Below are 21,035 nucleotides of genomic sequence, written 5' to 3' on the forward strand. Positions count from 1 at the left end.
CCGCTACAATCGCCGAAATCCGTGGGACGAGGACCCTTGCCGCATGAAAGATCCGTACGACCTGTTTGCCGATTTCGTGGCGCGCCAAAAGCTCAAGATGACGCCCCAGCGGCGGCAGATTCTTGACGTTTTTCTGGCCGAAAAAGGCCATGTCACGTCTGAAGAACTCTACCAGAAGGTCAAGGCCGAGTTCCCGTCCATCGGACAGGCCACGGTCTACCGCACGCTCAAGCTCCTGGCCGATTCCGGGCTGGCCAAGGCCGTGGAATTCGGCGACGGGGCCATGCGCTATGAGATCCTCTATGGCCAAAGCCACCACGACCACCTCATCTGCGAGTCCTGCGGCGTCAACGTCGAGGTCGTGGACCCGGCCATCGAGCAGTTGCAGGAAGACGTGGCCCGACGCCACGGCTTTGCCCTGACCGGCCACAAACTCTACCTCTACGGCCTGTGCCCGGAGTGCCGCAAAAAGCGCTCCGTGGCCTAGGCTGGCCTGCCGCAACACTACGGTCGTTTTTTTGAGGGGAAAGAGCCCTCCTTGCCTGGTGTCCGGCCTGCCGGCCGAAGCGAATTACCCGGCCGCCGCTCGGGATTCCTCCCGGTCGGTGCGCGGTTGCCCCGGGCTAATTCCGTCTTTGTCCCATCGGACGTTGTGGGTCCTCTCCCGGCCGGTTCGCGGCTGTCTCGGGCGGTTCTCCGGTCCGTCGCCTCTCCGTCCGCCCGGCCTTAGTCCGGCTCTCCAGTCGTTCCTGCGGTCCCGGCCGACCCCTCCCTGCTTCGGCTGCGCCCTGCCCCGGACCCAGCCGCCCAGCCGCCCGGCCGCGTGGCGCACTCGGCAAAAACCCGGGCCGGACAGCAGGCGCAGCGTTCCGGGTCGAGCCGCTCCACAATGCCGGCAATGGCCGATTCCTTGTCCGGAAAGACGTTTTGCCTGCCGATGCGGTCCAGACAGCCACCCCGCTCCAGCAGCTCCAGCACCTCCCTCTTGAGTGAACAAAAAAAGATCTCCCGCCCCGACAACTTCATGGCTCCGGCCTCGTGAAAGAGCATGTGGCAGCCGCCGGCGTCGATAAAATTGATGCCCGAACCGAGGATCAGAATGTGGCACTGCTCGGGGCTCCTGGCCACGAGACGGTGCAATTCCTCGGCGATATGGTTGACGGCCCCGAAGAAAATCGAGCCGTCCAGGCGCAGAATCTTCAGCTGCGGGCACTCGGCCAGGGGCTTTCGCCGCACATTGGTCAGGGCGCGGTGGGCCGAATCCGGATTCGGGGCCAGGGTGATGAAATGCGGGTGGCTGGTGCGGCGCAGGTAGAGCAGAAGCGACAGCATGACCCCGGCATAGATGGCAAATTCCAGGGCCACAAAGAGCGTGGCCAGGAAGGTCGCCCCCAACACCCCGGCTTCCGAGCGGTCCGTGTGCAGGATATGGCGGATGGCCTTGCCATTGACCAGCCCGGCCGCCACCAGCACGATGACCCCGGCCATGGCCGGTATGGGCAGATAGGCCGTGGCCGGGGCAACAAGCAGCACCACCGCGGCCAAAAACAGGGCCGAAAAGACCGCTGCCAGCGGCGTCTTGGCCCCGGCGTCGAAATTGACCCCGGTGCGGGTGAACGACCCGGACGAGGCATAGCCCGACAAAAAGCCGCCGACCAGATTGGCCAGCCCCTGGCCGATAAATTCCTGGCTGTTGTCGATGGTCTGCTCCGAGCGCACGGCCACGGCCCGGGCAATGGACACGGCCTCGGCCAGGCCAAGCATGGCTACGGCCAGGGCTCCGGGGAAAAGCACCCGGAAAGTGCCGAGATCAAATTCCGGCAGGGACAGGGGCGGCAGACTGGACGGCAAGGCCCCGACCAGCTTGGCCCCGTGTCCGGCCCCGTCCACCAGCTGGCAGACCAGACTGCCGCCGACAAGGGCCAGGAGCAGGGCCGGGGAACGCGGCCAGAGCCGGCGAAGAAGGATGGCCAGGACCAGCGTGGACCCGGCAATGAGCGCCACCGTCCCGTTTATGGCCGGGAGCTGCCCCAAAAAAGCGAACCAGGTTTCCAGAAACGAGCCGCCGCGCGGCAGCGTGACCCCGAAAAAATGCCCCAGCTGGCTGGTGGCGATCAGGATGGCCGCACCGGCCGTAAAGCCCGTCACCACCGAATGGGACACAAAATTGACCACCCCGCCCAGGCGGGCCAGTCCCAGGCCGAACTGCACCAGCCCGCACAGGGCGGTCAGGGCCAACACGAGGCGGATATAGTCCGGCGACCCCGGCAGGGCCAGCTGGCTGACATTGGCGTAGACGACCAGGGAGATGGCCGTGGTCGGGCCGGAGATGAGGTGCCAGGAGGAACCGAACAGGGCAGCCACGATGACCGGGGCCATGGCGGCGTAGAGACCGTACTGGGGCGGCAGCCCGGCAATGGCGGCAAAGGCCACGCCCTGGGGCAGGACAATGACCGCGCCGGTCAGCCCGGCCCACAGGTCGGCGGACAGCGTGCGGCGGTTGACCCGCGGCCACCAGCCAAGAAACGGCAGGAACCGGGGCAGGGTCTTTTTAAGCGCGTCCAGGGACGTCGGACGTCGGGGCAGTTCACAGCGTTCCATGCCGGTCTCCAGGGCTGGGCGTATGCTAGCGACCATACCCGGGAAGCCGGCAGGGTCAAGCCGGCTGGTCTGCAGCAGACGACGCCCTCGCCCTCCGCGCCCATCGCTCCCACGCCCCCTTGCCACGACGGGGAAAGCGTCTTACAGTTTCATTCCTTTCCTCCACGGACGGAGCCGGTCCCCGATTGATGCGGGGCCGCGAGGGCAGGCACGCTCGTGTCCCCGCCGCGCAGCGCTTTTGCGCCCGGAGTCCGCCCATGGCCGCCATTGCCGCCACATCCCCCATCGGGGCCTATCAGCGCGAGGCGTCTCGCCTGGCTTCGGCTGTGCCCAACGTCGGCGGCAAGATCGTCAACCGCGAGGCCGGGTTCAACGTCGGCCCGTTTTCCGTGCGCTATACCGCCACGGACTATGAATTCGACCTCACCGGGGCCACGGCCCAGACCCCCCAGACCTCGTTCGCCGACACCCTGGACGCGGCCGCAACCGTGGCCAAGCTGGCCGAAATGCCGGCCCTGGAAGAAACGCCGCCGCCCAACGCCCTGACCCGCAGGCAGGCCCTGGCCGGCTACGCCGCCGCTGCCACAGCCAGACCCGCGACCCCGTCCATGTTCTCGGTGCGGGCGTAGATCGTTGAAATGATGCAGGGAAGAGTGCCTCCGGCGGCCGGGGTGTTGGGTGAGAAAAGAGAAAGAGTGCCTCCGGCGGCCGGGGGCCTGAGGCCCCCGGACCCCCCAGCGGGAAGAGGTTTTTTAGGGGGTTTTGGACGGGGGGTGTCAAACGGGTCGGTTGTGGGCCGGAAACAGCCCGAGCCGAGGCTTGACGGCAACCACGGCTGCTCCGATGACCGGAAGGATGCCCCCGGCCACCGGCAAAGACGTTGCCTCAGCCGGCCGAAGGCTCACCCGACCGGCTGAATTTGGGCACGATGCCGCCCACGCGCCGGCAGTAGCGTTGGTACTCCTCGCCATAGCGCCCAAGCAGCCAGGCTTCCTCGTGGGGAATGCACAAGCGGTAGATTATCGCCGCCACAACCGGTGTGAGCAGGGAGAGAAGCGTGCCCTGCATCAGCGCCAGCCCCGGCACAATGCACCAGACCCAGGCGGCGTAGAGGGGATGGCGCACCACGGCAAAAATGCCGCGCGTGGCCAGCTGTCCGGCGTCAATGGCCTTGTAGACGGAAAAGGTGCCCAGGGCATAGACGACTAGGCCCAGAAAAAGCAGCACGCCGGCTCCGGCCAGGGCCAGCCGCTCGGGCACAAGCCGGTCGCAAAACGAGGCAATGAGGATGGTGTCGTAAAAAATGGCCAACAGCGCATAGCAGATCGTGGCCCGGTACAGCATGGTTCCCATACCCCAACGATTCATGGCCCCACCTCCAAGGTCATGACTCGGTTGCACCCAAATTTTCGCCGCCTGTCAAGCCTGCCGCCGCCCTGCACGCTGCCGGACAAGCCGGATTTCCGACCCGGGCCAAAGCCCACTACCGCTCCCGGGGCTTTGCATGGTAGCATTGCTCCCACACGGGGTAGGCCGCCCCCCCCCCCCGCGCGCTTGCTGCGCCCACGTTTTCCCAAAGGGAGTTTTCTGGCCTTTCGACACCAGCGCCGGACCTGAACCTGACCTGTCCCGGCGCGCAAATCGCCCGCCGGAGGTCGCCATGCCCGACACCTTCCCCGATCCGTCCCTGCCCGAAACGTCCCTGGACAAGCTGCTCGCCGCCCTGGGATTGACCGAAGAGCCATATGGTCTTTTTTACACCGACAGCGAACCGGTCGACGGGTTTTTCCCGGATGCCGGCCCGCCGCTGTCCCTGGAACGCGAGGCCCGGGGAGAGGTGGACTGGGGCGCCGTCTGGGGCCATTTTTCCTGCGTCATGGGCAAGCTCTGGCTGGCCCGCAAAAAGCGCGCGGCCGCCTGGTTTGACGCCGAACACTACGGCTGTCCCGGCGGTTCCTTCTACCTGGGTTTTCACGCGCCCCAACTGGAATTTATCACCTGCTACGTCTCGACCGGCATCCCCGGCAGCCCGGTGACCGGCGAACGCTACCTGCCCTCCCCGGCCTCGGCCCGCCGGTTTTTCACCGAACTCGCCCCCCGTCCGGCCCCGGCCAAATACTGCGTGCTCAAACCCATCACCCATTTTGCCCCGACCGAACTCCCGGAAACCGTGATCTTTTTCGGGCGCGGCGAGGTCCTGACCGGCCTGTCCACCCTGGCCGCCTTTGTCGCCGATGATTTCGAGATCGTGGCCGCGCCCTTTGGGGCCGGGTGCAGCTTCATCGCCACCTGGCTGTTCCATTATCAGGCGGCAGGCCGCCCCCGGGCCGTGCTCGGCTGCGGCGACCCGTCGGCCCGCAAGTTCATGAAGCCCGACGAAATGACCTTTACCGTGCCCTACGCCCTCTATCGGCAATTTCTTATGCGCTGGCCGGAATCCTTCCTGCCGACCAAAACCTGGGGCCTGGTCCAAAAAAAGATCGCCCGCAGCCGGGAGGCCTGGGGGGAATGAGCGGGAGCGGTGGGACCGCTCTGACGCAGCCACGCCCGAGACAACAGTGGATTTCGCCGCCCGCATCCCCGGGGCCAGGCTGGTCGTCATCGAGGACGCCAGCCACAGCCACCATCTGGAGCAGCCGGAGGTGTATTTGGAGGCGTTGGCTGGGTTTATGGCGTAAGCGGCCCAGGCCGCACAGGTCTGCCGGGCGATGCCGTCGCCGCAGCGCCTGCCCCTGGCGCGTCGGTGGCAACGGCCCGGCATCGACGCCCGGGGCCGGAGTGCAGCGGGAAAATCGCCCGAAACGGGCAAACGGGAACACGCAGAAATCCGGCCGCAAACAAGGAGACAGGGGTCACTATGCCCGCCCGCAAACACTTCAGTTTTTTATCAAAAATCCTGCTGGCTCTAACCAGTCGCCATGGCATTATCGCCTTCAACATCTTTCTGACGGGGCTGTCCGCCATCTCGCTTTGGGTCATGCTCCCGATGATTTATGATGCGGCCAGCCATACCTCGGAACTTGAGAACATTGCAGAATATCTTGGCGTCATTTTCATCGGCTACGGCGTCGCTATTGAGGAACGCCAGTCGTTCATGGGCATCTTCAAGCTCTATCCCGAGTTCCAGACGCCCTTTCAGAGCAGGATAGACCACATCTGCCACGAATACGGGCTTTGTTATCTCCTGCTCGGCCTTTTTATGGAGATCTGCGTCGCCTGCATCAAAATCCCGGACGCCATCATCGACACGGACAACATAGAGGATATTTTCTTCTCCATCAGCGCCCTGTTCTTGTTCGCAAGCGCCGCGCTCATGATCCACCAATCCTGGATTCTGTTGCGGGCCAGGGACGTTGCAAACGAGGGCAGCCAGGAGCCGTGATGGGTTTGTAGCCAGCCAGGGAGCGATCGGCAGCGTTTTTCCCGTGTGAAGGGCGCTCGAAACAGGACCGGAAGGGCCGGGGCCCCCTCCCCCTTGCAGGCGTCAGACCCCCGAAAACACGCCCTCCGGTTCACTCAGGACGGCTTCCAACCGCTCGCAAAACAGACTCACGTGCCGGCCGTCCACGAAGCTGTGCAACACTTCCAGCGCCACCGGCAGGGTCAACAGACCAGGGTCGATCTTGCCAAAGACCACGCGCGGCACGGAATCCTGCCAGGGGTCGCCCCAGGGGTTGGACAGGGCCGTGAAGGCCACCTCCGGCAGATTGCTCATGTAAATAAGGCCCTGGCCTTCCGCGCCGGCCGGAGTCAGGGTCGGGCGCAGGTCGGCCGCAGCCCGGGCCGCGTCCAATGCGGCGGCAAACCGGGCAAAATCCGTAGCATACCCGGCCACGCAATTGGCATGAAGGCTTTTCCCCTGCGGCACATAGGTGAACCCGGCATTAACCGTGTCAAACTCCACCGGCCGCAGATCAACCAGACGCAAACGCAGTTCCGGCACGCTGTTGGCGCTTTGCATGATCGCGTAATACAGGCAATCCGACAGTCGCGGCTTTGTCCCGGCGCACCGCTTTCTATAGGTCGTCAGGTTCTCGACGGACACCGGTGCGGTGACAGCCAGACAGGGATTGCGCCGGCCCTGGAAAAACTGGAAATGCTCCCTCCGTTCCCACTGGTCCAGATCGATAACGCGCATGGCCTTGCCCACTCCACAACAGCTCGATTCTCCAGATGCAGCCATACGCCCTCAGCCCAATTGCCCAAGAAGCGCTGCCGTGTCCGTAAACGCGACTCCGGCCTGACGCATGGTCTCCAGGGCTTTGTCGGCGTCGCCTTCATGCAGGTCCACGCCGGCGATGGCGTCCAGGACCACGGTGACAGCCAGTCCCCTGGCCCGCGCGTCCAGGGAACAAGCCTGCACGCAGTATTCCGTGGCCACGCCGGCCATGTAGAGATGGGTTGCCCCAAAGGCCTTCAGAAGATTCTCTGCCGGGGCATGGGCCAAAAATGACATGGCGTCTTTATGGAACACAATGTCTCCGGGGCCGGCCTGGAGCTCGTCGACGATCCGCGCCCCCCAGGTGCCCATGACGCAGTGCGGCGGCCAGGAGGCAAACTCTTCGGAATCCTCCGGGTGGGCATCGTTCACATACAGGACCGGCCAGCCGGCGGCGCGAAAGGCGGCCCGAAGCCGGACGATGGGGTCCACCACGCCCTGGCCTTTGGCAAAATACAGTTTGCCCGACGGCTTGATGAAATCATTGAGCATATCGACGATGACAAACAGTTTTCCCACAGCGACCGCCATTGGCTAAAGGATGCGTTGCAGACGCGGATTGGCCCGGTAGCCCCGGCCCGTCTTGGCCAGATCCCGGCCCTCGATCCGCACGATGTCGGCGGTGGCGCACCAGGCGTCAAACAGACCGCCAATTCCCAGGGAATCAAAAAGCCGGCCATGCTCGCGTTCGGCAGCGGCAAAGGCGGCCACCTTGGCCGGATTGCCAAAGCCGCTGGAGAGCACGATGCCGACGTGTTGCAACCCGGCGGCGTCCAACGCCCGACGCAGAGCCAGCGTGCCGGCCACGGTGACGCCCTGGCCCGTGACAAAGGCGCGGCCGTCAAAGGGTGTCCCGCCCTGGGCCATAAGCTCGCCGGCCGTGTCCAGGCGCACCCCTTGCAAGCGGTCGCCCAAGGCCCGGGCCGTGTCCAGGGCATCGTCAATTTCGTGGTTAAAGGTGTCGACCAGGGCGATGCGGCCGCACTCGGGTTCGATGTGGCGGTCAAAAGCCAGGGTCGCCTCGCGCGTTGCGTGCTCCGGTCCGACATGGTGGGCAAAAACCAGAATGAGGGCATGGGGAATGGTGCCAACGCCAGCCGCGAGGCCAGCCGCAGCCGCTCCGGCATCCGTGGCGCAGGAATCAAACCCGGCCGCAACGGCCGCCCGGCTGATGGCCGCCTCCATGGACCAGTGCCAGTGTCTGGCCCCGAAATACATCAGTCCCTTGTCCGGGACCAACCGGCGAATGGCCCCGGCCTTGGCCGCAACCGCCGCCAGATCCGGCGCGGCCAGCCCGTTTGCCTGGCTGGTGCGGGCGGTCAGGACGCCCAGATACATGGTCTCCAGCTCGATAAAATCCTGGATCGGGCCTTCGATGTGCATGACCGGTTCGAGCGGCGAAAAGGGGCTGCCGTCGGGCAGGGCCATGACTGTGCCGCCATGCTCGGCCAGGGGCGAGTAGGCGCGAAAAAGCTCGGCCGCCTCGGCCACGCCCTGGAGAACGCCCGGCCCGTTGCGGAAAAAGACCTGTATGGTCGCCCGGGGACTCAGCCCTTCGCGCGCAAGGATCAGGCGCGAGCGGATGAAATACTTATCGGTATAGGGCAGGTGGCTTTCGGGAAGCGGCGGCATGGCGACTCCATGATCGGGCGCAGGCTGTGGTTACGTAGGCATTTGTTCAACAAATAGTGTGCCTTCACGGCGTTGCCAAGCGAAACCTGCGGGGCTGATCCTGCTTTGAAAAGCGCAACTCCAGGCGTGCTGGCCCTTCTTCAGGCAATCTCCCACCCGATACCGGCGGAGGGTCGCAAAAAAGGCGGCCCCCGCTTGGAACCGCCTTTCGTCTTGCTCAAAAAATCCAGCGCACCCGCCAGCTGGCGCACCGCTGCACAACCAGCGCCGCAAACCCCTTGAAAACTTCTTCCAGTGCAGGGGTCCGGGGGGATCATCCCCCCGGCCGCCGGAGGCATTCTTTCTCTTCTCTGCTCCCCTCACTCCCCCGCCACGGCCGCCTTGACCTTGGCCAGGGCTTCGTCGATGCCGGCCGGGTTGGTGCCGCCGGCCTGGGCCATGTCGGGCCGGCCGCCGCCGGAACCGCCAACCGCCACGGCCGCGTCCTTAATCAGCACCGGAGCCGTAAATCTGGCATGCAGGTCTTTGCTGACGGCAACGATCAGGCTGACCTTGCCGCCTTCCTGCTCGGCTGCGATGGCGATGACGCCGGAGGGGAGCTTGCTGCGCAGATCGTCCATGGCTTCGCGCAGCGCCTTGACGCTTGGCGCGTCCACCCGGGCGCACAGCAGCGGCACGCCATTGACCTCTTCCAGGCCGGCCATGAGGTCGCGGCCCTGGCCGGAGGCCAGCTTGGCGGCCAGCTGTTCCTTGTCCTTGCCAAGGGCCTTGATCTCGTCGAGGAGCTTTTTGACCCGCGCCGCCAGTTCGCCCGGCTTGGCCTTGACGGTTTTAAGCGTCTCGTCGAGTTCGCCGCGCATGGCCCGCACATGGTTGATGGCATTGACGCCGGTGACGGCCTCGATGCGCCGGGTGCCGGCAGCCACGCCGGACTCGGATAAAATGTAGAAACTCCCGGCCTGTCCGGTGGCCTTGATGTGCGTGCCGCCGCACAGTTCCATGGACACGCCCTGGACGTCGACCACGCGCACTTCGTCGCCGTATTTCTCGCCGAAAAGGGCGGTGGCCCCCTTGGCCCGGGCCGCCTCAATGCCAAGAACCTCGGTCACGACCGGGGCGTCGAGCAGGATGGCCGCGTTGACCTCGTCCTCCACCCGGGAGAGTTCCTCGGCGGTCATGGCCGAAACATGGGAGAAGTCGAAGCGCAGCCGGTCGGGCGTCACCAGCGAACCGGCCTGATTGACGTGGCCGCCCAGCACGTTTTTAAGGGCCTTGTGGAGCAGATGGGTGCAGGTGTGGTTGCGGGCGCTGGCAGCGCGAACGGCCGCGTCCACGGCCAGCTCGGCTTCCTGGTCGAGCAGGATTTCGCCGGTTTTCACCTCGATATGGTGTGCCGTCAGCTCTGTGCCGGCCTTGATGGTGCCAAGCACGGCCACGTCGCCGGTCAGGGTCGTCACCTTGCCCACATCGCCGGCCTGACCGCCGGATTCGCCGTAAAAGGGGGTGACGGCGCAGACCATGTAGCCGGTTTCTCCGGCCACCAGGCGTTCGACCGCCAGCCCTTCGGCGGAAATAAGCGCATTGACCCGGCTGGCGGCGGTCAGCTGGTCATAGCCCACAAAGCGGGACTTCATGCCGGATTCCAGCAGCTCCAAAAAGAGCACGGCCGGATCGGTTTCGCCGGAACCCTTCCAGGCTTTTTTCGCCCGGGCCTTCTGCTCGGCCATGGAGGCCTTGTAGCCGTCCTCGTCGGCCGTGATGCCGCGCTTGCCGGCCACGTCGTTGACGATGTCCAGCGGGAAGCCGTAGGTGTCGTAGAGCTTGAAGGCGAAGTCGCCGGTGATGACCGTCTCGCCGGCAGCGGTCATGCGGTCGAGTTCCTCGGCCAGGATGGCCAGACCCTTGTCCAGGGTCACACCGAAGCGCTCTTCTTCCTCGCGCACCACCCGCTCCATGAATTCGCGGCTGGCGACCAGTTCCGGGAAGGCCTCGCCCATGACGTCGACCACGACGCCGGCGGTTTTGTAGAGGAACGGATCAGACAGGCCGATGAGCTTCCCGAAGCGCAAGGCCCGGCGGATCAGCCGGCGAAGGACATAGCCCCGGCCCTCGTTGGAGGGCATGACGCCGTCGGCCAGGAGAAAGGCCACGGAGCGGCTGTGGTCGCCGATGACCCGCAGGGCGGTGTCGTGCTCGTCGTTGTCGCCGTAGGTCACGCCCGCGATGGTGGCGGCGGAGGCGATGATGGCCTGGAAAAGATCGATGTCGAAATTGGAATGCACGCCCTGGACCACGGCGGCAATGCGCTCCAGGCCCATGCCGGTGTCGATGCTCGGACGCGGCAGGGACACGCGGTTGCCCGGCTCGATCTGGTCGTACTGCATGAAGACGAGGTTCCAGATTTCGAGATAGCGGTCGCAGTCGCACTTGCCGATGCCGCAGTTCGGGCCGCAGCCCACTTCCTCGCCCCGGTCGTACATGATCTCGGAGCAGGGACCGCAGGGGCCGGTGTCGCCCATGGACCAGAAATTGTCCTTGTCGCCCAGGCGGAAGATGCGGTCGTCGGAGAGGCCCGCGATCTTTTTCCACAGCCCGTGGGCCTCGTCGTCGTCGAGGTAGACCGTGGCGTAGAGGCGGGATTTGTCCAGGCCGATGACCTCGGTCAAAAATTCCCAGGCGAAGGTGATGGCGTCTTCTTTGAAGTAGTCGCCAAAGGAGAAGTTGCCGAGCATCTCAAAAAACGTGTGATGGCGGGCGGTGCGGCCGACGTTTTCCAGGTCGTTGTGCTTGCCGCCGACGCGCAGGCATTTCTGCGAGGTGGTGGCGCGCACGTACCCGGGCTTGTCCTGGCCGAGAAAGACCTTCTTGAACTGGACCATACCGGCGTTGGTGAAAAGAAGCGTCGGGTCTTCGCGCGGCACCAGCGGCGACGACGCCACCACCTGATGTCCCTTGGACGCGAAAAATTCCAGAAACTTGGCGCGAATCTCGGTAGCCGTCATCATTGTTTTTATGCCTCCGCATGGGGATGGAAGATCAAAGGAATCACATCCCCCGCATCTTCCTCGAAAAGTAAAGACGAAGAGCCAGGAGGGGCGTTGCCCCTCCCGGACCCTCCCCATCGGGGGGGATCATCCCCCCCGAACCCCCTGTACGGGGTGGGGTGTAAATTTCATACGCTGCCCGCTCAGTTGGCGGGAGCAGTCTGTTCAATAAAGCGCCCGTGGTCTTGCCGTAGCTCTCTGCCAGCAGCACGCCCCCCCAATGTGGGGTCCGGGGCAACGCCCTGGCCGCCAAAACAACGGGGGGTCTCGTCAGACGTACGCTCCGCTTGCCCCGGACCACAGCCGACCGGATTGCCAGTCAACTCCAAAAAACCCTTTAAAAATTCTCCCCTTTGCAGGGGTCCGGGGGGATCATCCCCCCGGCCGCCGGAGGCACTCTTCCTCCTGCCGCTCACCTACATGCCGTCTTCTTCTTCCATCACTTCGGGCGTTTCAGGGGTGGGCGGCGGTGTGTATTCGGCAAAACCCAGGTGTTCGCGCAGCTTGCCTTCGATCTGGTCGCGGATGTCGGTATGTTCCTGCAAAAAGGCCCGGACATTGTCGCGGCCCTGGCCCAGGCGTTCGGAACCATAGGCGAACCAGGAGCCGGACTTGTCCACGATGCCGGCTTCGATGCCCATGTCGATGAGTTCGCCTTCGCGGGACACGCCCGTGCCGTAGAGGATGTCGAACAGGGCCTCGCGGAACGGCGGGGCGCACTTGTTCTTGACCACCTTGACCCGGCAGCGGCTGCCGTAGGTCTCTTCCTTGTCCTTAAGGGTCTGGATGCGGCGGATGTCCAGGCGGATGCTGGCGTAAAATTTGAGGGCATTGCCGCCGGTGGTGGTTTCCGGGCTGCCGTAGCCGGTCATGCCGATCTTCATGCGGATCTGGTTGATGAAAATCACCGACGTATTGGATTTGTGAATGGTGCCGGTGAGCTTGCGCATGGCGTGGGACATGAGCCGGGCCTGGCCGCCGACTTGCGTTTCGCCCATTTCGCCTTCGAGTTCGGCCTGGGGAATAAGAGCGGCCACGGAGTCGATGACCACCACGTCCACGGCGTTGGAGCGCACCAGCAGATCGGCAATGTCCAGGGCCTGCTCGCCGTAGTCGGGCTGGGAAATAAGCAGTTCCGGGGTGTTGACGCCAAGCCGCCGGGCGTAGTTGACGTCCAGGGCGTGTTCGGCGTCAATAAACGCGGCCGTGCCGCCGAGCTTTTGGGATTCGGCAATGATGTGCAGGGCCAGCGTGGTCTTGCCCGAGGATTCCGGGCCGTAAATTTCCGTGATGCGGCCCTTGGGGATGCCGCCGATGCCCAGGGCCAGATCGAGGCCGATGGAGCCGGTGGGAATGGACGGAATTTTTACGTGGGCCGAATCTTCCATACGCATGACCGCGCCCGCCCCGTGCTTGCGTTCGATGGTGGTCAGCGCGGTGGCGAGGGCTTCGTTGCGGAAATCTTCGGGGCTTAACGCGGGCTTACGGGCCATATCGCCATGCTCCTGGCGTTGATTGTTGGGGCGCAAAGGAGAGCACTTAGCAAAAAGCCTGCCGCCCGGCAACTTCGACGACGCCAGGGGCCGGCGGCGACAGCGACCTGCTCAGCCGGCCCGACACCCTTTGGGCAACGCCATCCTGCCGCCGTCTCAGGAGAAATCTGGACGGCGGCCAATAGGGCGAACGATGGGCTCAGGACGGAAGACGACGAGGGGCGGGATGGGCGGACAGATGGGGGGCGGGCTGATGGTGACGGGACAGCCGGCGGGAGGCTGGTTTTTTCTCTGCCTTGTAAATGGGCAACCGCTTCTTTTCCCAGTTCAAAGCATCAAGGCCGGTGTGAAAGGCCGCCAGGCAACGCTGGAGCCGGCCGAACACCGACTCGATGTCTCCAAGCACCTGTTGAAAATTGGCGAGGCTTTCCTCCTGGGCGTCGAGCTTGGCCCGCAGGGCCTTGATCGCAGCGGCCGAAGCGGCCGGGGGCATATGCTCTAACATGGCGCTGTCTCCCGCAGGCCGGAGGGGCCGGACCTGCCCGTTTCCCGGCCGCAGGGGGCTGCGGTCCGGGCCGTAAGCAGATAGACGGTCCATGTTGTGCACGGGTGACAAAACCGGGACCATGCGGTGAATTCGCTGCGCCGGAAAGGCAGCCCCACGCCCCGGCCCGGCGATTGCCCCTTGCCACGGCGGCCGGGAGGCTTTAGCTACGCCGCATGAAATCATACCACGCCCTGGCCCTTTTTTCCGGGGGCCTCGACAGCATATTGGCCGCCAAGACCATCGCCGCTCAGGGACTTCGCGTCCTGGGCCTGCATTTCGTCAGCCCCTTTTTCGGCAAACCGCACAAAATCGAGCACTGGAAGGCCATTTACGGCCTGGACATCATCCCGGTGGACGTGTCCGAGGCCTACGTCAACATGCTCTCGGCCGGCCCGGACCACGGCCTGGGCAAGTCCTTGAATCCCTGCATCGATTGCAAGATCCTCATGCTGCGCCACGCCAAGGAACTGCTCGCCACCTACGGTGCGACCTTTCTCATTTCCGGCGAGGTGGTGGGCCAGCGGCCCATGTCCCAGCGGGTGGACGCCCTGAACATCATCATCCGCGACTCCGACACCAAGGGCATTTTGCTGCGGCCGCTGTGCGCCAAGCGGCTGGCCGAGACCGAGCCGGAGACCTCGGGGTTGGTTGACCGGGAAAAGCTCTTCGGCATGAACGGCCGGGGCCGCAAGGACCAGATGGATCTGGCCGAGGTCTATGGCTTGAAGGAAATCCCCACGCCGGCCGGGGGTGTCTCCTGACCGAACAGGCCTCGGCCCGGCGCTTCCTGCCGCTTTTCATGCACAGTAAAGCCCCCCGGCCGGCGGATTTCGAACTGGCCAATATCGGCCGGCAGTACTGGGCCGGGGGACATTGGCTGGCCATTGGCCGCAACCGGGCCGACAACGACGCCCTGGAAGCCCTGGTCGGCCCGGAGGATATGCTTTTTAAGGTGCGCGACCTGCCCGGTCCGCTCGCGTTGGCCAGACGCCTGCCCGGCGTGGACTGGGACGACGCGGCCGTTATCGACGCGGCCGCGTTCATGGCCTCGTTTAACCCCAAAGCCAAGGCCATTGCCGGGCCGGCGCGGGTGGACGTGGCCGGCTGGTCCCGGGGATCGGTGATCATCACCCCCGCGCGCCAGACGACCCTGCCCTGGGCCGAGCCGACCTGGGAGGAAGTGGTGGAGAGGAAACGGGAGCGATTCAAGGTCTGCGGCGACGGGCGCGGCGCGCAGTAAACGGCCGGCGTCGCTCCGGGGCATGCCGCCGGCCATGCCGGCCCATCCGCTTGCAGCCTACCCGGCGTCCTTCGCCTGCCACCGCCTGCCTGCACGCCCTCGAAGGGGCGGGGCGTCTCACTTGGGCTGCCATCCCCCTAGCCGGGGGCCGGGGGGCTACCCTCCCCCCGGCGGGGTTCGGGGCAGCGCCCCGATTTTTCCTCCGCTCTTCTTCTCTCCCCCCTACGCCAGCAGGACCACCAACGCGGCCACATCGTCGGCCAGATAGTCCGGGTCGTGGCGGGCCAGTTCGGCCAGGGGAATGCGGCCGCTGGCCAGGGCGGCGGTGCGGACGCCGGCGGCCTTGCCCGTGGCCACGTCCATGGGATGGTCCCCGACCATGAGCGCCCGGGCGGGCGGCACGTCCAGACACGCCAGGGCGTCGAGGAGATGGCGGGGATCGGGTTTGACGTGGCGGGCGTCGTCGCGGGCCAGGATCACCCCGGCAAAGTCGGCGGCGTCGGGGAAAACGATGTCCACGGCGGCCCGGCAGTTGCGGGTGATGATGCCGATCTTGATTCCGGACCGGGCCAGGGCGGCCAGGGCCGGACGGGTGGCGTCAAAGAGCCGGGCGGCGCGGGCGGCCTCGATCTCCTGGTCCATGATGGCCCGGGCGGCGAACAGCTCGAACCGGGCAGCGGCCTGGGGCGAATCCCGACCGATGGCCTCGGCCAGAAACCGGACATATTCCAGGGCCGGCAGGCCGTTTGGCGTGGGCACGTCGGGCAAAAAGCCAGCCGCCACGCGGCCCACCTGGGCCTTCATGGCCGTAAAATCGAGGACCAGTTCGGCCAGGGTGCCGTCGAAATCGAATACGGCCGCATCAAACAGGGGCTTTTGCATCACGAATTGACCTTGCCGGCGGATTGCCCGACGGGCTTGTCGCAGGTATGATCCCCGGCTGTGTAGACGGGGCGACGCTCCATGGCAACCAACGGGCACGGCCCTTTGCCGCCGCAACCTCTAGCCGCGATACCCACCCCATGATTGAAACCCACGATGCCGTCATTATCGGGGCCGGCCCGGCCGGGTCCACTGCCGCCCATGTGCTGGCCCGCAAGGGCGTACGCGTCCTGGTGCTGGACAAGGCCGAATTTCCCCGCGACAAGCTGTGCGCCGGGCTGCTCACCTGGAAGGCCGTGGACGTGCTGGAACGGGTCTACGGCGATACGGCCGAAGGCCTGCTCGCTTCCGGCGTGTTCAACGCCGCCCAGCCCGGCTACGCCATCCGCTTCCGGGACCGCATCATTGCCAGCGGCGAGACCCTCTATCCCTTCCATTTCACCAGCCGCCGGGTGTTTGACAAGCATCTGCTCGATCAAGCCGTGCGGGCCGGAGCCGACGTGCGTCTGGGCAGCCATGTCGCCTTTGTCGATCCCCTGGCCGGCGTGGTGCGCTTGGACGACGGCCGGGAATTTCGCGGCCGCTACGTCATCGGCTGCGACGGCGCGGCCAGTCTGGTGCGCCGGGCCTGCCCCTTTGACAGCGCCGCCTGGAAGGCCGGCATGGGCGGGGCCCTGGAATTTTCCCTGCCCCGCACCGATCCGCTTCTGGCCGGGGCCGTCCATCCCGACCTCTCGGCCGACCATCCCACGGTCTATGCCGGTTTTCTGCGGGCCGGCTATGGCTGGGTCTTCCCCCACGCCGACAGGCTCATCATCGGCATCGGCGGGCACAGCGCCCGGCATGGCCGGGAATTTCGGGCCAAACTCCGGGAATTCGTGGCCTTCCTCGGACTGCCGGAGCGACTGGCCGACGCAGCCAAAGGCCACGGACTGCCGTACGGCAACTACATCAAAACGCCCTGGCACGGCCGCACCCTGCTGGCCGGCGACGCGGCCGGGCTGGTCGAAACCCTTTTTGGCGAGGGCATCTATTACGCCCTGCACAGCGGCGAACTGGCCGGCGAGGCGGTCAGCGCCGCGCTGACCCGCAACGCCGATCCGGCCGCGGTCTACGGCCAGGGGCTTAACCGCGACATCCTGCCGGAACTCATCTGGTCGCACCGGCTGCGCCGGGTGCTCTACGCCAGCCAGTCCTGGGGCTTCCTGCCGCTTTTATGCTTTGTCCGATGCGGCGGCCGGCTCTTTGGCGAAATGGTCCACGGCCTGCGCTCCTACCGGCTGCTGCTGCCCCGGGCCAAAGGACCGGCCTGAGCGGACACCCCCAACCCGGAGGGCGTATGACGCGACACGCTGCTTTCCATGAGACCCTGCCCCGGCGCAGGGCGGACCGGACGCCGCTTGCGACCCTCCGGCGGCTGCTGGCCGTTGTCGCCTGCTGCCTGCTGGCGCTTGTGGCCGGGTGCGCCGCCAAGCCCAAACACGACGCCCCGGCCAAACCCACAGGGTTTGACTCGGCCGACGCCAAAAACATCCACGACTTCATGGAGCGCTATCCCGACATCGCCGCCAGCGGCGACGGCAAGGCCATGTTGCGTATTTTGACCGAAGACGCCCGCTACGTGCCGCTTCTCGGCAACGCCATCCGCCCGATCCGGGGCGGCGAACTCTCCAAACAATTACCTGCTGTCATCGCTGAGGAAAAGCGCATGGGCCTGCATCTGGCCTGGCGTGAACCCATGGACATCCAGGTCAAGGGCGAACGGGGCAGCGTGCGGGTGGTGGCCGATCTGACCTGGCGTCAGTCCGGGCAGGCCAGGCAGGCGGTCATGAGCTGTTATTTCGGGTTGGTGCGCGATGAAAACCTGCTGTGGAAAATCAAGGAATTTCACGGCGAACCCGTGGGACCGGATTTCCGGCTGCCAGCCAAAAATCCCAATCTCAAGCCGCTGCCGCCCCGCGAAGCCCCCCATGGCCCCGCCAAAAAGCGCGTCATAAAGGGTGAGCCGCCAAAGCCGGCCCCAGCCGCCAAACCGGCCCCGGCTGCAGCGCCCGCACCGCAGCAACAACCCGAGGCCGCTCCGCCGTCAGACGGTTCGCTCGTGCCGACCAATGAGGCTCCCAGGCCGCTGTTTTAACCCGTCGGGGCGGGGCGTTGTCCCCCCCAAAATCCTCTGCTGCTGTCTGGCCCGGAAGCGCCTGGAGTCCTCCCGGTTCCGAAGACAACGCAGCTTCAAGGGATGCGTCCGCAAAGCAGTCAAGCCCGAGATCATCCCGGCAACGCAACAAAGGGAACGAATGCATTGACGCCTCTCTGACGTTGCCGCTGACGGAAAAGAAGACAACCTTGCTTTCGCGCGCAATTCATGTGAGGCATACATACTGGATGGGAAATGTCTGCCGACGAAGCGACCCCAAGGGAGACGGAATCTTTGAACAAATCACTATTTACGTTAAAAATTGTTCTATTATCAACAGTTCCCATCATACTTTTTTCAATCATATCCATCACGCTGCTCATTTACAAGATGCATGCACTCAACAACAGCGTTGAAAACACGACTGGAAGCTCTCTCAACATCATTTACACCAAAATGCTTGAGGTTAAAAGCACTGATATTTCCGAGAAAGTCTTATTCAAAATCAATACAGTACTTGACGAACTGAACATCTTGCGCGCAGCCGCCCAACAATTGATTGATAAAAAAGCGTCTCGCGACATCGACAGCGAAATAAAAACAAATCCATGGATCAACCATGGATTTGTGTACAATTCTGAAAAGAACTGGTCAAACCTTGCCAAGTCCGAAACCAACATCAGCCTAAGCGTCTGGGGCTACCTTCACGACGCCGTCGGCTCGATAAACCGAGCCACCCAAGAATACGTGGCCCTCATGTCGCCAATCCAGATGCTCATGCAGGTTATCGGAGAAAACGGCGTGGACAAAGGCTGGTATTACCTCTGCGGTCCCAAGGAAACGCCAGTCATGATCATGACCCCCTGGGCGCAAATGCCGGAAATATTTGACCGACTATATCCGGGGCACAACGCGGAAAACTGGTGGGACCATTTCTTTCCCGGCGTTGTCGAGGCCTGGAACGGGTGGCTTGCGACCCCTGATTTCGCCATCGGCAATTTTCGCAGCCAGGTCACCGTAACGCCCCTTTATGAAGACGCCGGCGGGACAGGCCTGATGGTCACGTTCTTTGCCCCCCTCTGGAATGCGGCCCGGACGGCAAATTTCGGCACAGCAGCCGTGGACTACAACATCAAAAACATCCTGGACATTGTCAGCGAGGAGAAAATCGGCGAGACCGGCTTCGCATTTCTCGTGCAAAGCGACGGCAACGTCTTGGGCGTCACAGACGCCATCGCGGAAAAACTGCAGCTGTCGCGAAGCACTGGCGAGGCAACAGGCGTTGCAATTTCCCGCTATACTCTCAGAGACAGCCGACTCCCCGAGCTGGCTGACATTGCCAAAAATATTGGCGGGGTCCAAAATTTCGCAACATACCAGTTCGACGACGGCCAGGAAAATGGCCAGTTCATCTCCATCAAGCGCATGCTTGGCCACAATGCCTGGGCGGGAAACGGCCCTACAATAACAAAAGAGGCCCTCTATCTTGTGGCAATTGTTCCAGAGGAAGAAGTTTTTCAAGTAAAAGATCATATTCTTGGCAGAATCAATATCCTTCAGCGAGACACCCTCTACTCGCTTATAGCCGTCTCGGCGGTTCTGGCCCTTCTGAGCATCTCCGTCGCAGTTTGGTATGCACTCCAGAACACTCGCCAGATACGGAAAATGTCACGAGGAATTTCCGAGGTCGGTCAAAAACGATACGGCATGTCTATCGACATCGTCGCCAAGGATGATCTTGGCGAGCTGGCGCGCTCCTTTAATCAAATGACGCAGGATATCAGCACAGCCTACCGGCAGCTTGAAAACTACGCGCGCGAACTTGAAGACAAGGTCAAAGAACGCACGCTGCATCTTGAGAAAGCAAATGAAGAACTGCAAAAGATCAGCACAGTCGATGGATTGACGCAAGTATACAATCGAAGGCACTTCGACAAACGTCTTGAGGATATATGGCGAGAATATGCCCGGCTCCAGCACCCTATTTCGCTCATCCTGATTGATATAGATTATTTCAAAAGATACAATGACAACTACGGCCATCAGTCGGGGGATACCTGCCTCTGCCTTGTCGCCGGCGTGCTGCTGGAACATGCAAAACGGAGCAGTGATGTCGTCGCCCGCTACGGAGGCGAAGAATTCGCTGTCATTACCTGCGACACGCTTGCATCAACCTGCAAACTTGCTGAATCCATGCGCCTTGCCGTGCAGTCGCTTGCCATTGAGCATGCTGCTTCTGAAAAAGGAATCGTTTCGATCAGTCTGGGGGTCTCCTCGATCCTGCCCAGGGCCGACGGGGATATGGGCATTCTCATCAAGAATGCGGACATGGCCCTGTATGAAAGCAAGCATAACGGCCGGGACAGGGTCAGTGTCCGCCTTATTGAACCAGCAGGCGCAGCGTCCGCCGCCAAGGACGCACCCAGGTAAGACGCTCCCTGCACGCTCCTGCGACGCCCTGTTGCCCTATGGTCTCGAATTTGGGGCCGATCCGGCTTGCGCTCGTCGACCAGGGTACGCTACTGCAAGACAATACCAAGTGAGGAGGGGATATGCGCGGGATATTCGTTTTCATCGCCCTGGCGATGTGCGTCATGCTGGGAGGGACGGCCATGGCGCGCCAGCCCGATGGATTTGCAGGAACGGCTTTCGGCACGCCCCTGGCCACCCTGCCCTCTTTCACGCCCCTGAAAAAAGACGGCAACGTCACCTATGCCGTCAATCTTGCCGAGAGCTACCGTTTAAACGGCCAAGCGCCGGTGGTGGTCTACGGTTTTGCCTCGGGCAAACTGTTTGCAGCCTTTGTCCGCCTGGACGGCCTGATTGAACGTGAGGCCATGGTGAAGCGGCTTGTGGAGCAATACGGCCAGCCGGTCGTGGCCATGGACGATGGGTCCGAGGTGCTGCGCTGGCGCAAAGGCAAGGTCAAGATCAAGCTCAAGGCCAACGCGGCCACGGGGTCCCTCAAACTCGCCTATTATTCCGGGGCCGTCCCCGGCCCTGCGGCCAAGCGGTTGGAACTGGACAACGTGGATATCGACGCCCTGGTCAAGCTCTACGAAAAAGACAAGATCAGCAAGAACATCACCCTGCCGGCAGCCTCCCCCGAGCAGCGCTCGCCCTTTGACGGCAAGCCTGCCGCGCCGGATCACCGGATCCAATAGACGGACCGCCCAAAAGAGCACGGCCAGACGGGACACACGCATATCGCTGTCCCGTCTGGCCGTGCCCGGCAAAAAA

General features: G+C 63.8%; 17 protein-coding genes and 1 pseudogene. 9 read left to right on the forward strand and 9 right to left on the reverse strand.

The features are described from left to right. The first annotated feature begins 43 nt into the window (after positions 1–43). Positions 44–487 (forward strand): Fur family transcriptional regulator, encoded by a 444-nt coding sequence (locus tag NY78_RS15235; RefSeq protein WP_043637731.1) that lies wholly within the window; start codon positions 44–46, stop codon positions 485–487. Between the two features lie 239 nt (positions 488–726). On the opposite strand, the gene NY78_RS15240 is transcribed toward NY78_RS15235, so the two are convergent. Next, entirely contained in the window at positions 727–2,601 is a 1,875-nt protein-coding gene (locus tag NY78_RS15240; RefSeq protein ID WP_197084263.1) for a SulP family inorganic anion transporter, read from the reverse strand. 257 nt (positions 2,602–2,858) lie between these two features. Between NY78_RS15240 and NY78_RS15245 the strand changes: the two genes are divergently transcribed. Beyond that, a complete protein-coding gene (locus NY78_RS15245; RefSeq protein ID WP_043637733.1) occupies positions 2,859–3,230 on the forward strand; it encodes a hypothetical protein in 372 nt (123 codons plus the stop codon). Positions 3,231–3,486: 256 nt separating this feature from the next. Here the strand turns inward: NY78_RS15245 and NY78_RS15250 are convergent, their stop codons facing one another. Further along, entirely contained in the window at positions 3,487–3,969 is a 483-nt protein-coding gene (locus NY78_RS15250) for a methyltransferase family protein (RefSeq protein WP_043637735.1), read from the reverse strand. 292 nt (positions 3,970–4,261) lie between these two features. Between NY78_RS15250 and NY78_RS15255 the strand changes: the two genes are divergently transcribed. After that, the gene (locus NY78_RS15255) at positions 4,262–5,113 is read left to right on the forward strand and encodes a DUF169 domain-containing protein (RefSeq protein WP_047960223.1); all 852 of its coding nucleotides are present in this window, start codon (positions 4,262–4,264) and stop codon (positions 5,111–5,113) included. A 345-nt stretch (positions 5,114–5,458) separates the two neighbouring features. Then, entirely contained in the window at positions 5,459–5,983 is a 525-nt protein-coding gene (locus tag NY78_RS23190; protein ID WP_053062240.1) for a hypothetical protein, read from the forward strand. A 102-nt stretch (positions 5,984–6,085) separates the two neighbouring features. Here NY78_RS23190 and NY78_RS15265 read toward each other — a convergent pair whose 3' ends face one another. The 6 genes from NY78_RS15265 to NY78_RS15290 form a co-directional block, all read right to left on the reverse strand. Further along, a complete protein-coding gene (locus tag NY78_RS15265; RefSeq protein ID WP_053062241.1) occupies positions 6,086–6,784 on the reverse strand; it encodes a CatA-like O-acetyltransferase in 699 nt (232 codons plus the stop codon). A 6-nt stretch (positions 6,785–6,790) separates the two neighbouring features. Then, entirely contained in the window at positions 6,791–7,339 is a 549-nt protein-coding gene (locus tag NY78_RS15270) for a cysteine hydrolase family protein (RefSeq protein ID WP_231584012.1), read from the reverse strand. Between the two features lie 15 nt (positions 7,340–7,354). Next, positions 7,355–8,452 carry a nicotinate phosphoribosyltransferase gene (locus tag NY78_RS15275; RefSeq protein ID WP_043637739.1) on the reverse strand — a complete coding sequence of 366 codons (1,098 nt, stop codon included), beginning with the start codon at positions 8,450–8,452 and terminating at the stop codon, positions 7,355–7,357. Between the two features lie 359 nt (positions 8,453–8,811). After that, complete coding sequence (gene alaS / locus NY78_RS15280) at positions 8,812–11,457, reverse strand: alanine--tRNA ligase (RefSeq protein ID WP_043637742.1); 2,646 nt, start codon at positions 11,455–11,457, stop codon at positions 8,812–8,814. A gap of 455 nt (positions 11,458–11,912) precedes the next feature. After that, complete coding sequence (gene recA / locus NY78_RS15285; protein ID WP_043637743.1) at positions 11,913–12,989, reverse strand: recombinase RecA; 1,077 nt, start codon at positions 12,987–12,989, stop codon at positions 11,913–11,915. 199 nt (positions 12,990–13,188) lie between these two features. After that, positions 13,189–13,494 carry a hypothetical protein gene (locus NY78_RS15290; protein WP_043637745.1) on the reverse strand — a complete coding sequence of 102 codons (306 nt, stop codon included), beginning with the start codon at positions 13,492–13,494 and terminating at the stop codon, positions 13,189–13,191. Between the two features lie 215 nt (positions 13,495–13,709). On the opposite strand from NY78_RS15290, the pseudogene NY78_RS15295 reads away from it, so the two are divergent. Beyond that, positions 13,710–14,776 (forward strand): annotated as a pseudogene (locus tag NY78_RS15295) (tRNA(5-methylaminomethyl-2-thiouridylate) methyltransferase). 222 nt (positions 14,777–14,998) lie between these two features. On the opposite strand, the gene NY78_RS15300 reads toward NY78_RS15295, so the two are convergent. Beyond that, entirely contained in the window at positions 14,999–15,658 is a 660-nt protein-coding gene (locus NY78_RS15300) for an HAD family hydrolase (protein WP_043637747.1), read from the reverse strand. A 140-nt stretch (positions 15,659–15,798) separates the two neighbouring features. Between NY78_RS15300 and NY78_RS15305 the strand changes: the two genes are divergently transcribed. The 4 genes from NY78_RS15305 to NY78_RS15320 all read left to right on the forward strand — a co-directional run bounded on the left by NY78_RS15305 (position 15,799) and on the right by NY78_RS15320 (position 20,959). Next, positions 15,799–16,971, forward strand: coding sequence for an NAD(P)/FAD-dependent oxidoreductase (locus NY78_RS15305; protein ID WP_043637750.1), 1,173 nt, complete (start codon positions 15,799–15,801; stop codon positions 16,969–16,971). Positions 16,972–16,997: 26 nt separating this feature from the next. Continuing rightward, on the forward strand, positions 16,998–17,795 hold the full coding sequence (locus NY78_RS15310) for a hypothetical protein (protein ID WP_043637752.1): 798 nt from the start codon (positions 16,998–17,000) through the stop codon (positions 17,793–17,795). 255 nt (positions 17,796–18,050) lie between these two features. Next, positions 18,051–20,225 carry a sensor domain-containing diguanylate cyclase gene (locus tag NY78_RS15315; protein WP_082140061.1) on the forward strand — a complete coding sequence of 725 codons (2,175 nt, stop codon included), beginning with the start codon at positions 18,051–18,053 and terminating at the stop codon, positions 20,223–20,225. Between the two features lie 122 nt (positions 20,226–20,347). Further along, on the forward strand, positions 20,348–20,959 hold the full coding sequence (locus tag NY78_RS15320; protein ID WP_043637757.1) for a hypothetical protein: 612 nt from the start codon (positions 20,348–20,350) through the stop codon (positions 20,957–20,959). Positions 20,960–21,035 lie beyond the last annotated feature (76 nt).

Origin of the sequence: Desulfovibrio sp. TomC, assembly GCF_000801335.2 — a bacterium.
GTDB lineage: Bacteria > Desulfobacterota > Desulfovibrionia > Desulfovibrionales > Desulfovibrionaceae > Solidesulfovibrio.

Excerpts from the sequence above, each read along its gene's own strand:
- NY78_RS15275 (WP_043637739.1), bottom strand. The coding sequence starts at position 8,452 with ATGCCGCCGCTTCCCGAAAGCCACCTGCCCTATACCGATAAGTATTTC.
- alaS (WP_043637742.1), bottom strand. The coding sequence starts at position 11,457 with ATGATGACGGCTACCGAGATTCGCGCCAAGTTTCTGGAATTTTTCGCG.
- NY78_RS15255 (WP_047960223.1), top strand. The coding sequence starts at position 4,262 with ATGCCCGACACCTTCCCCGATCCGTCCCTGCCCGAAACGTCCCTGGAC.
- recA (WP_043637743.1), bottom strand. The coding sequence starts at position 12,989 with ATGGCCCGTAAGCCCGCGTTAAGCCCCGAAGATTTCCGCAACGAAGCC.
- NY78_RS15235 (WP_043637731.1), top strand. The coding sequence starts at position 44 with ATGAAAGATCCGTACGACCTGTTTGCCGATTTCGTGGCGCGCCAAAAG.
- NY78_RS15300 (WP_043637747.1), bottom strand. The coding sequence starts at position 15,658 with ATGCAAAAGCCCCTGTTTGATGCGGCCGTATTCGATTTCGACGGCACC.
- NY78_RS15265 (WP_053062241.1), bottom strand. The coding sequence starts at position 6,784 with ATGGCTGCATCTGGAGAATCGAGCTGTTGTGGAGTGGGCAAGGCCATG.
- NY78_RS23190 (WP_053062240.1), top strand. The coding sequence starts at position 5,459 with ATGCCCGCCCGCAAACACTTCAGTTTTTTATCAAAAATCCTGCTGGCT.
- NY78_RS15250 (WP_043637735.1), bottom strand. The coding sequence starts at position 3,969 with ATGAATCGTTGGGGTATGGGAACCATGCTGTACCGGGCCACGATCTGC.
- NY78_RS15315 (WP_082140061.1), top strand. The coding sequence starts at position 18,051 with ATGTCTGCCGACGAAGCGACCCCAAGGGAGACGGAATCTTTGAACAAA.
- NY78_RS15310 (WP_043637752.1), top strand. The coding sequence starts at position 16,998 with ATGACGCGACACGCTGCTTTCCATGAGACCCTGCCCCGGCGCAGGGCG.
- NY78_RS15245 (WP_043637733.1), top strand. The coding sequence starts at position 2,859 with ATGGCCGCCATTGCCGCCACATCCCCCATCGGGGCCTATCAGCGCGAG.
- NY78_RS15320 (WP_043637757.1), top strand. The coding sequence starts at position 20,348 with ATGCGCGGGATATTCGTTTTCATCGCCCTGGCGATGTGCGTCATGCTG.
- NY78_RS15290 (WP_043637745.1), bottom strand. The coding sequence starts at position 13,494 with ATGTTAGAGCATATGCCCCCGGCCGCTTCGGCCGCTGCGATCAAGGCC.
- NY78_RS15240 (WP_197084263.1), bottom strand. The coding sequence starts at position 2,601 with ATGGAACGCTGTGAACTGCCCCGACGTCCGACGTCCCTGGACGCGCTT.
- NY78_RS15305 (WP_043637750.1), top strand. The coding sequence starts at position 15,799 with ATGATTGAAACCCACGATGCCGTCATTATCGGGGCCGGCCCGGCCGGG.